A 9,817-nucleotide genomic window follows, 5' to 3' on the forward strand; every position below is an offset into this window, starting at 1 on the left:
GCTCACCAGGATGGTAGGTGTACAGGGCACTCCTGACGCCCATCATTCACTCTTAAAGGAGAGCCATAATGATCTATTACGTGCTTCTCATGGCTTCAATCGCCCTGATTATCTTTGCAGGCTTTAAGCATTACAAGCAGACACACGTCCGACAGTTACCGCGTCCGCGTCACCGCTAACACGGTATGCCAGACTCCCCCGGCCGTTCCGGGGTGAGTTCACCGGCACCATCCTGGTGCACCCTGCCTCTCTTTGAGCCGCGCACAGTATCACAAGCCACCTGAACCGCCCCTCAATCCGCTCTCCCCCAACCTGGCACGTTTTCTGCTTGATAACCCTTATTGTTCAGAATGAGGAAAGGTCATGCGCAACAAAAATGCGGTCAAAGAAAACCAGGCCCGACGTCGTCTGTTGAGATTTTCACTGCTGACGCTCGGCGGAGCAGGACTGGAAGGCAGTACGCAGCATTTCGCCGGGAAAGAGGAAGGAGAAGAGAGTGATAAAAAAGTGGCCGTGATGGCCGCCTGACCCCGGCATGATCAAAAAAGCCGCCTCTGCGTCATATCACGCAGAGGCGGCTTTTTATTGTGCCTCAGGCTTATCGCGGCCAGGAAAATGGCCGTATCAGGTGAGGATTAGAACTGGTAAACCAGGCCTACAGCCACCACGTTGTCGGTATTGATACCGGCAGCCTGGGTGAAGTTGTTGTCATCCAGCAGGTTGATCTGGTAATCCGCATAGGTCGACATGTTTTTGTTGAAGTAGTAAGTCGCGCCGACATCGATGTACTGTTTCAGGTTCTGGGTGCCCCAGTTCTGAATATCGGTTCCGCGTGAAGTCACGTAAGCCAGTGACGGACGCAGACCAAAGTCGAACTGATACTGTGCAACCAGTTCCCAGTTTTCTGCTTTATCGGCAAAGCCGTAGGCGGCCGGGTTATCCGTGCTGCCGAAGCGAGTCGCGTTGTACGATTTGGTGTACATGGCTGCCAGGTAAACGTTGTTCGCGTCATATTTCAGACCACCGGTGTAAGCTTCTGCTTTGTCACCGTTGCCCAGCAGCGCATTGCTGTTCTGGGTATTGGTGCGGTCAGAAGAGAACATGGCAGCACCAGCGCTGAAGCCCGCACCGATGTCGTAGGTGGCAGAAAGGCCATACCCATCGCCGTTCTGTGCGGTAGCGCTACGGTTGCCCGCCACTTCAGCATCGCTGTCATTTTTACCCTGGTACTGTACGGCGAAGTTCAGGCCTTCAACCAGACCAAAGAAGTTGTTGTTACGATAGGTCGCCATGCCCGAGCCGCGCTGGAACATGAAGTTATCTGCACCGTAGGTATCCCCACCGAACTCTGGCAGCACGTCGGTCCATGCGCCGATGTCGTATGCCACGCCGTAGTTACGACCATAATCGAATGAGCCAGCATCACCGAATTTCAGACCGGCAAAACCAACGCGGGTATAGCTGTTCGCGGTTCCCTGGGCTTCAGCGGTGTTCAGGGCTGCCTGATACTCCCACTGACCGTAGCCGGTCAGCTGGTCGGTAATCTGCGTTTCACCTTTGAAGCCGAAACGCAGATAAGACTGGTCGCCATCTGAGCCAGAGTCGTCAGAGAAGTAGTGCAGACCATCAACTTTACCGAACAGATCCAGTTTGTTGCCGTCTTTGTTATAGATTTCTGCCGCACCCGCTGAACCGGCTACCAGCAACGCCGGGACCATCAGAGAAAGAACGCGAAGTTTCATTTTTTAATACCCTCTCGATTATAAGTCTTATATTGCCACTGCGTGCTGTAGGTAAAAATTAAGCACTTAGTGTCATGTTAAGCTTGGGAGAGTAATAATCCATCAAGAAAATGATACTAAATCACATAAAATGTTTCTTAAGGGAGTAAACACATTTCTCAATGTAAATAAAGCGGAACTTTTATGCAGCACAAATGGATAACTAATTGCGCACTTAAAGACAAAAAATAAGATTCGTCTTATAATTCATTGAATTACAACTACATGTAACAATACGCACTGATTGATAAAATAATCCCGCCATGAAGCAGTATTATTAGCGCGCTATCATCATTTATTGAATTATTATCTTCATTCACCCCGAATGAGTTGCACCACCTATTAATATTGCCAGGCTTTGTGCCTGGCTTTTTTTTACGCACTTTGTTTCCCTGTGAAATTATTTTCCCCAGGTATTATCTGACTGCAAAATCTAGCGTTCACGCATCGACTCTTTGACTTTATTCAGCGGTTTAATCAGATAATCCATAACGGATTTCTGGCCGGTTTTAATCTCTACGTTTGCGACCATCCCCGGCACGATCGGGAATTTCCGTCCGGCTTTATTCGTCAGCTCGGCCTTGTCGGTACGCACATAAACCCGGTAATAGTACTGGTCGCGTTTGACCTCATCCTGCAAGGTATCGGGTGATACCGTTTCCACTTCGCCGCGCAGATCGCCATAGATTGACGAATCATACGCCGTCACCTTGACCGTTGCGGGCAGTCCCGGACGGATATAGGCGATATCACGCGGGTTAATACGTGTTTCGATCAGCAGCTGGTCCTCAAGGGGAACAATCTCCATCAGCTTACCGCCGGGTTGCAACACGCCGCCCACGGTGGTGACCTGAATATCTTTAACGATGCCGCGTACCGGAGAGTAAATGGTGGCGCGGGTCAGTTGGTCCTCTTTCCCGGTCATCACCTGTAATTGTGCATCCAGGTCCGCGTTGTTCTTCACCTGCTCTTCGCGTGCGCGTACCGCGTAGTCGTTACGTGCCTCATCAATTTTCCCCTGAAGCTCAGCGACCTGACGGCGCAGACGGATCACTTCCACCTCACCCGCCGCCCCTTTCGCCACCAGCGGCTGGGTCATGCGCAGCTCATCCTGAACCAGTTTTTTTGACTGCTCCAGGTTGCTGACGGTCTCCTGCAAATTACGCCGCCGTGACTGGTACAGTTGCGTTTCACGCGCCACCAGATCCGGCTCTTTCAACGTTTCGGCACTGAATTTCAGCGGCGCGCCCGTCAGTTCAGCGGTTAAGCGTTCGGCCGATCCGCGCAGCGTTCGCGCGCGTGATGCCGCCTCACCAAAGTTGGACTGAAAACGCGTCGGATCAAGCTTTGCCAGCACCTGCCCTTTCTCAACGATATTGCCTTCATGGACGTTGAGCTGGTCGACGATGCCGCCATCCAGACTCTCAATGACCTGCGCACGACTGAGCGGCGTGACCTTGCCCGTCCCCACCGTCACTTCATCAAGAATGGCGAAATGTGCCCAGACAAAAAACAGCACCAGCGCGACGGTACAGACCCAGATGATGGCTGAGGTGCGCCGTTCATTCTGTTTCAGACTGCGATCCATCAATACAAGGCTCATGCGGCATCTCCTCTTGCACTGGCCGCCGGCGGTTGCGCGGCCTGTGCTGTCTGCGCGGTAGCACGTTTCAGGATGTCATCTTTCGGACCATCAGCAATCACGCGGCCGTTATCCATGACAATAATGCGATCGACCATTTTCAGCAGCGCCGGGCGATGCGTCACCAGTATCAGGGTGCGCCCACTCAGCCAGCCTTTCATCTGACTGATCACATGTTCTTCCAGCTGTTCATCCATCGACGCGGTGGGTTCGTCCATCAGCACCACCTGCGGCTGACGCAGGATCATACGGCTGAGCATCACCATCTGGCGCTGCCCGCCGGAGAGTCCGCGTCCGCCCTCATTAATAATGCGGTCCAGGCTGGCCGCATCCTGCTGCACCAGACTCAGTGCACCGCTAACACGCAGCGCCTGTAACATATCCTGCTCGCTGGCATGGGGGTTGCCCAGCATCAGGTTCTGGCGCAGGGTGCCGAAGAACAGACGCGAATCCTGTGACAGCCAGCCCAGCTGTCGCCGCAGGTCAACCGGATCAATGCGGCGTAAGTCCACGCCGTCGACGATCACTTTGCCCTGGGTCGCCATCGCCTGCCCGGCCAGCAGTTTCAGCAGCGTCGACTTCCCGGCCCCCACACGTCCCAGGATAGCGATGCGTTCGCCGGGTTTAATTTGCAGCTGGTTAATGGTGATCACGTTTTTCACGTTTTCTTCATCGTAGCTGTACTGCACGCCACGCAGATCGTAGTGACCGGTCAGCGTTGGGCAGTGGGCCATTTCTCCCTCTTCCGGCTGGTCGAGCGGTTTCTTCAGCAATTCATCCAGCCCGTTCATCGCACTTTTCGCATGTTGCCAGCGCGAGAACACCATCGTCAGCTGCATCAGCGGCGCAATGGTGCGCGAAGAGAGCATACTGCTCGCCACCAGCGTACCGGTGGTGATCTGACCATCGAGCACCAGATAGACCCCAAACACCAGCATGCTGGCATAGGTCAGTTGCTGAACGCTCGACGCCCAGCCCGTGAGGCGCGCCCCCCACAGACGCTGCTGCATGCCAATCGCGGCGCTCACTTCGTGCGTCTGCTCCCACTGACGCTGGAAATAGGGTTCAGCCTGCAGAGATTTAATATCTTCAATACCTTCAATGGTTTCCACCAGGATGGCGTTACGCAATGCCCCTTCGCGTAATCCCTCTTTGGCCAGTTTCGCCATAGGAATCTGGATCAGCAGGCCGGGAATGACGATCAGTGGGATCGCCAGCAGCGGCACGATCACCAGCGGGCCGCCAATAAACGCCATAATAAACAGCAACAGGATGACAAACGGCATATCTGCCGCCGCCCCCACGGTGGTGGAGGTCAGCAGCTCACGCACCTGATCAATTTCACGCAGCTGGGAGATAAACGAGCCGGTGGATTTCGGCCGCGCCTCGTTACGGATATTCATTGCACGCGCAAACAGCATGGAAGAGACTTTCAGGTCGATGCGTTTTCCCATCAGGTCAGACACCTGCGTACGCATCAGACGGATGAGATATTCGATAACGGCGGCAATCAGTACGCCGCCAAACAGCACCCACAGCGTCGCTTCTGACTGCGCGGGGATCACCCGGTCATAGATCTGCATGGAGAACAGAATCCCCGCCAGCGCCAGCACGTTACCGACAATCGAGGCCAGGGAAATCTCACCGATTTTGCGCCCCATTCCCTGGAAGTTCTGCCAGAACCAGTGTTTTTTATATGGCTGGACGAACTCATCAATACGCGCATCGCGCCCGCGTGCCGCTACGCCGATAATCCCCACCTCCTGCTGACTTTGTGCCAGCAGCAGCGCCAGTTCGGTTTCACGCACCACGTCACCGCCGTCACTGAGCCAGTAGCGGGCATTGCCTTCGCCATCAATGGCTTCAATCACCACCACACTGCCGCTCTCCATAATCAGCACCACGGGCGTCACTTCCTGACGCCAGCGGATTTTGTCACGCGGCGTCATGGTGAGATGCAGCCCGAGCAGCCCCGCCAACCGCTCCAGCTGCTGCGGCGGCGTGAGGTGCTCAAACCAGCGCATCTGCTGTCGCAGTGTTTTACCATCAGCCGGTTTACCGAAGCGGGCGGCCACACGCAGCATGGCATCGATCCAGTTTTCCGTGGTTGCGGTTTGTTTAGTCATAAAAAACGGCCTTATCTGGTTGTCTTACGTGCGCCGCATCACAGCGACGGCAGCGTTTGTCCACTGTTCTTTTCGCGGTCAATGCCTAAAATATCCAGCAGATTATCCACCGCTGCGGCATAACGAACCGTGGCATCCCAGCCATCGTACAGCGCCGTCAGGCGGCTGCTGTCAGCCTGAAAAACGTCCTGCTCCACACTCAGCAAATCGTTCAGGCTACGCTTATTCAGTTTGTATTCATCGGCATACACTTCACGCGTATGGTCTGCGCTGCTCAACTGCTGCTCCCCGGCCTCTTTACGCTGCTGCGCGCCGATCATGTCGGCATAGGCCGTAGAGGCATTCTGGTTGATTTGCAATTTTGACTGCTGGATGGCGGCCTCAGCCGCTTCACGATCGCCCTCAGCCGCACGGGTCTTGGCATTCACCAGCCCGCCCTGATACAGCGGCGCTTCTACCTGCAATTGCAGTTCGTCATCCCAGTAGGATCGGCTGTCATTTTCATAGCGGGTACGGCCGGCCTGGACTTTAATGGTCGGCCAGTGGTTGGACGAGGCCTGGCGCACACGCTCCAGCGCCGCCTCTTGCTTCGCCTGCGCACTGCGCACGGCGGCACTTTTTTCATAAGCGATTTTGTCCAGTGTCACCTGCTGGTTCAGCAACGCCTGCGGCAGTTCTGGCAGGTTTTCAGACGTCACGCCCGTCAGCACGGTCAGCTGCGCACGCGCCGATCGCGCCTGTGCGCGGTACTGCTCCATGCTGGCGTTCATACCGGCAATGCGGGTTTGTGCCTGCAGGACATCAGACTGGGAACTTAGCCCGGCATCTGCACGCAGCTTTGCCATGTCCCTGACGCGCTGCAAAGACGCGATGTTCAGACGCGCGGCATCCACCAGCGCCTGGTAGCGCTTCACCGCCAGATACGCCTGAAGGGTGTCCTGTGCCACAGTGGTCATGGTGTCATAAAGCGCATAGCGGTAAGCATCGGACAGCTTGTGCTGCTCGTCGATTGCCCCCCCGGTACGGCCAAAGTCATACAGCAACTGGCTGAGGGTGATGCCACCCGAACCACTGTTATTCAGGCTGCCGGAGGAGTCGGTCTGGTGCGATCGTCCGCCACTGGCCGCCAGCGACACCTGGGGATACCAGGCGCTTTTTGCCGCATCCAGTTCAGCCTCACCGACGCGGATCTGCGCAGCGGCTTCAGAAATTTTGGGATTGCGGGCAAAGGCCCGCAGGATAGCGTCACGCAGTGTCAGGCTGGCGATCTGCTCTTCCGTGGGTGCTGCTCGCCAGTTAAATGCCGCAACAGGTTCGTCTTTCGCCGCCTGTGCGCTCTGCCCCACCAGGCAGGTTGTGAAACACAGCAATATCACCCTATTTTTCATCCAGACACCTGTGATCATGATGTTCCGGGCCAGAGGCGGGAAATGCCCCGCCTCTTATGCCCACAATTAAGCGGTTTGTAACTGCAATTGATGTTGCGTCAGCACGTCTGCCAGCGTGCTTTCCTGAAGGGGAGCGTGATACACATCCGACATCGGTTCGCTGCTGCCCCCCGGTAACACCTGTGACCAGACACCACTGTCGGTGGTACTGAGCGCCACCGGGCTGTCCCCGGTCAGGAGCAGTGACTGAACGGCGGTGAGGTCGTCCTGCGTGGTCGCGGCCACCAGCGTATCGCTCTGCGTTGTCAGACCCAGACTGGCGAGTTGCAGCGATCCGCTGTCCGTCGCACTCCCAAGATCAACCTGAATCTGGTCAGACTGTTCAACCCAGTTACCGGCACCGTCCGAGGTACCAAAATAGATATAATTCAGCCCGTCATGCACGTTGGAACCGGACAGCGGCACGGTGATGCTCCAGTGGTGATCCTCCGTCAGCGTCGCGCTGTAATACGGATAGTCATCCACCCGGATGCTGATGAGGTTAATGGGGAAGGTATCAGCGAAGGTGCCGCCAATGGTGACGTACTCCTGGCCGTCAACCACGCTGACGTCCGCTGGGGTGACGTCATCGACGGTGAAACCAATTTTGCTGGTGTAATGACTGAGCAACAGGACATCGCGGGTGGCGCTGGTACTGTTGCCATTAGGATCGGTGGCGCTGAAGGTAAAGGTATATTTACCGTCGGTAATCGCCGCCAGTTCGCTGTCATTGATCGACACGCGCCAGATATTGTCACTGGCGACGTTGCCGTAATAGGTTTTACCCGCAAGATCCAGTGTTACCACCGTGCCGGAAGGCAGGTTGCTGGAAGTGCCCCACATTTCAAGGCCGTAGATCCCTTCACGGTAGCTGACGGCATCATCGGTGGAGATCGGGTCAATGCTCAGTGACGGCAGGGTATCAACAGAGGTTGCGAGGGTGATGTTGTGCGCAGTGTAGGTGCTGTTACCCGCGGCATCACTCAGGCTGGCCTGCACGCGATAGACGCCATCGTCCAGCCCCTGAAGCGCGCTGCCCGGGATAGCCAGATTCCATGTGCCACTGCTGCTCACCACCGCGTGCCAGGTCTGGTCATTGAACAGCACATCCACGGTCCGTCCCGCTTCGCCCCAGGCCGAACCGCTAATCAGCAAATCGTCACCCTTTTCACTGGCATCAATCACGTCATCGCCCGAAATCTCGTTCATGGTGATTTGCGGGTCGCTGGTGTCGATAACAATCGGCGTGCTGCTGCTGCCCTGCTGGCCCCAGCCATCGGTGGCGGTGACCACAATGGTGCCTTCACCCTGGCCCATCAGATAGAGCGCGTACGAATCGGGACTCAGTGACCAATTACCGTCGTTGTCCACCGTGGCGTTGTAGTTTTCTTCACCCAGCGTCACCACCACCTTCTGTCCGCTGCCGGTCGATCCTGTGGTGCCGGTCAGGGTCTGCTGCGTTGCCAGCTCAGCACTGTTCAGGATGCCATCGCCAAACGGCAGGTCGAGGGTGGGATGCGGCGGCTCACCGATGGGCGTCAGCGGCTCAACGGTAATCACTTTATTCGCGGTCGACGTGCCGCCGCTGGCGTTAACGAAGCTGATACTGATGGTGTTGCTGCCGTCGGGCAGCGCCTGGAGATCTGCGGCAGGCAGGATAACGCTCCAACTGCCATCGCTGGCAATCTGCGTGCTGTAAGTGTGCGCATTCAGGCTGACGGTCAGCGTGCTGCCTGCGGCAATATTGGTGGAGGTCCCGCTGAAGGTTTGATCGCTCAGGCGCTCGTCAGCACTGATCACCGCATCGCCCGTCAACGGGGTCACGGTGAGTGACGGACTGCCGCCCGTTCCTGTGCCGCTCTCCGGTGGCACAACCACCGGGGTGCCACCGCCGCTGGCAGCCGTACTCTGACTGCTGCTGTCATCGCTGCTGCTGTGATGGCTGGCCAGCGCCACGCCACCGCCGACCCCGGCCAGCCCGAGTAGCCCCAGACCAACGGCCGTCAGGGTTCCACTGCTCTCCGCTGCGGCGGGCGCACCGAGCAGCGCATCGACGCTGGCCAGTGCCTGATAGGTTGGTGTCAGCGGTGTTGCGGCATCGGGGGTATTCAGCCCGCTGCTGAACAGCGCATGCTGCGGCGGGTTCACCCCGTCATCAAACAGCAGTTCGCTTTGTTCGCCGTCTATAGCCGTGAAGAAATGCTGATAGCGCACCGTGCTGCCATCGCGCATGTGCAGGATCAGATCGTCGCCCTGCTGTTGATACTCAACAACGGAGGTGGTCGGTGCGTGAATTTTCACCAGCGAAGGCTGATCAAGCTGCACGGTTTGAGACGTATGAGACTGGCTCTGAGACAGCAGTTTTCCGCTATCGCGAGAGAGTATATCGACGAAGCCAGATGCAGGCTGAGTCATGGTGTATCCCCTTGTGTACCCGGTAAAGTGAGTAAGTGTTTGCGAAGAAAAGCCCAGCCAGAGGCCGTTTTTTTCACGCAAAACATCAGCCAGCGCTACAAAAATAGCGCCGAGCGTCACCCGGTGTACAACGGATCACAATGTAATCCATAACAAGGAAAATGATTAAAATAGCTATTATAGTAGCGCTGGCGCGGCCTACGTTAGCCTTGTCATCAGCACATTACTACTGGCCAAAATCTGGAATTACACTTCGCCAGCGGCCTTATATCTTATTGTAATTTCTGCCTTACTCACTTTAAAAAAACCTTTCTTAGTTTATTTAGGTCCACAACGAACAACAGCGGCCGAAGCCGCTGTTGGATTGTTTCGCTACCAATCTATCACTTCTTCTTAACTTTAGACGTCCTGCGCGGGAATGCGACC

6 protein-coding genes are annotated in these 9,817 nt (G+C 56.1%); 1 reads left to right on the forward strand and 5 read right to left on the reverse strand.

Annotated features, from left to right (window positions below):
- Positions 1-363 precede the first annotated feature (363 nt).
- Entirely contained in the window at positions 364-528 is a 165-nt protein-coding gene (locus WH279_RS19970) for a hypothetical protein (RefSeq protein WP_159336293.1), read from the forward strand.
- Between the two features lie 107 nt (positions 529-635).
- Here WH279_RS19970 and ompC read toward each other — a convergent pair whose 3' ends face one another.
- The 5 genes from ompC to WH279_RS19995 all read right to left on the reverse strand — a co-directional run bounded on the left by ompC (position 636) and on the right by WH279_RS19995 (position 9,391).
- Positions 636-1,742, reverse strand: a complete 1,107-nt coding sequence (ompC, locus tag WH279_RS19975) for a porin OmpC (protein WP_200642962.1) — start codon at positions 1,740-1,742, stop codon at positions 636-638.
- Positions 1,743-2,214: 472 nt separating this feature from the next.
- Complete coding sequence (locus WH279_RS19980) at positions 2,215-3,384, reverse strand: HlyD family efflux transporter periplasmic adaptor subunit (RefSeq protein WP_133841431.1); 1,170 nt, start codon at positions 3,382-3,384, stop codon at positions 2,215-2,217.
- Positions 3,381-5,549, reverse strand: a complete 2,169-nt coding sequence (locus tag WH279_RS19985; protein WP_339458152.1) for a type I secretion system permease/ATPase — start codon at positions 5,547-5,549, stop codon at positions 3,381-3,383. The genes WH279_RS19980 and WH279_RS19985 overlap by 4 nt, the downstream gene beginning before the upstream one ends.
- A 38-nt stretch (positions 5,550-5,587) precedes the next feature.
- Positions 5,588-6,937: a TolC family outer membrane protein gene (locus tag WH279_RS19990; protein ID WP_200642972.1), complete on the reverse strand. Its 1,350-nt coding sequence runs from the start codon at positions 6,935-6,937 to the stop codon at positions 5,588-5,590.
- A gap of 66 nt (positions 6,938-7,003) precedes the next feature.
- Positions 7,004-9,391: a BapA prefix-like domain-containing protein gene (locus tag WH279_RS19995; protein ID WP_339458153.1), complete on the reverse strand. Its 2,388-nt coding sequence runs from the start codon at positions 9,389-9,391 to the stop codon at positions 7,004-7,006.
- Positions 9,392-9,817 lie beyond the last annotated feature (426 nt).

The organism is Erwinia sp. MYb375 (assembly GCF_037479175.1).
GTDB lineage: Bacteria > Pseudomonadota > Gammaproteobacteria > Enterobacterales > Enterobacteriaceae > Erwinia > Erwinia rhapontici.

Coding starts and splice junctions, on each gene's coding strand:
- WH279_RS19970 (WP_159336293.1), top strand. CDS start 364: ATGCGCAACAAAAATGCGGTCAAAGAAAACCAGGCCCGACGTCGTCTG.
- ompC (WP_200642962.1), bottom strand. CDS start 1,742: ATGAAACTTCGCGTTCTTTCTCTGATGGTCCCGGCGTTGCTGGTAGCC.
- WH279_RS19980 (WP_133841431.1), bottom strand. CDS start 3,384: ATGAGCCTTGTATTGATGGATCGCAGTCTGAAACAGAATGAACGGCGC.
- WH279_RS19985 (WP_339458152.1), bottom strand. CDS start 5,549: ATGACTAAACAAACCGCAACCACGGAAAACTGGATCGATGCCATGCTG.
- WH279_RS19990 (WP_200642972.1), bottom strand. CDS start 6,937: ATGAAAAATAGGGTGATATTGCTGTGTTTCACAACCTGCCTGGTGGGG.
- WH279_RS19995 (WP_339458153.1), bottom strand. CDS start 9,391: ATGACTCAGCCTGCATCTGGCTTCGTCGATATACTCTCTCGCGATAGC.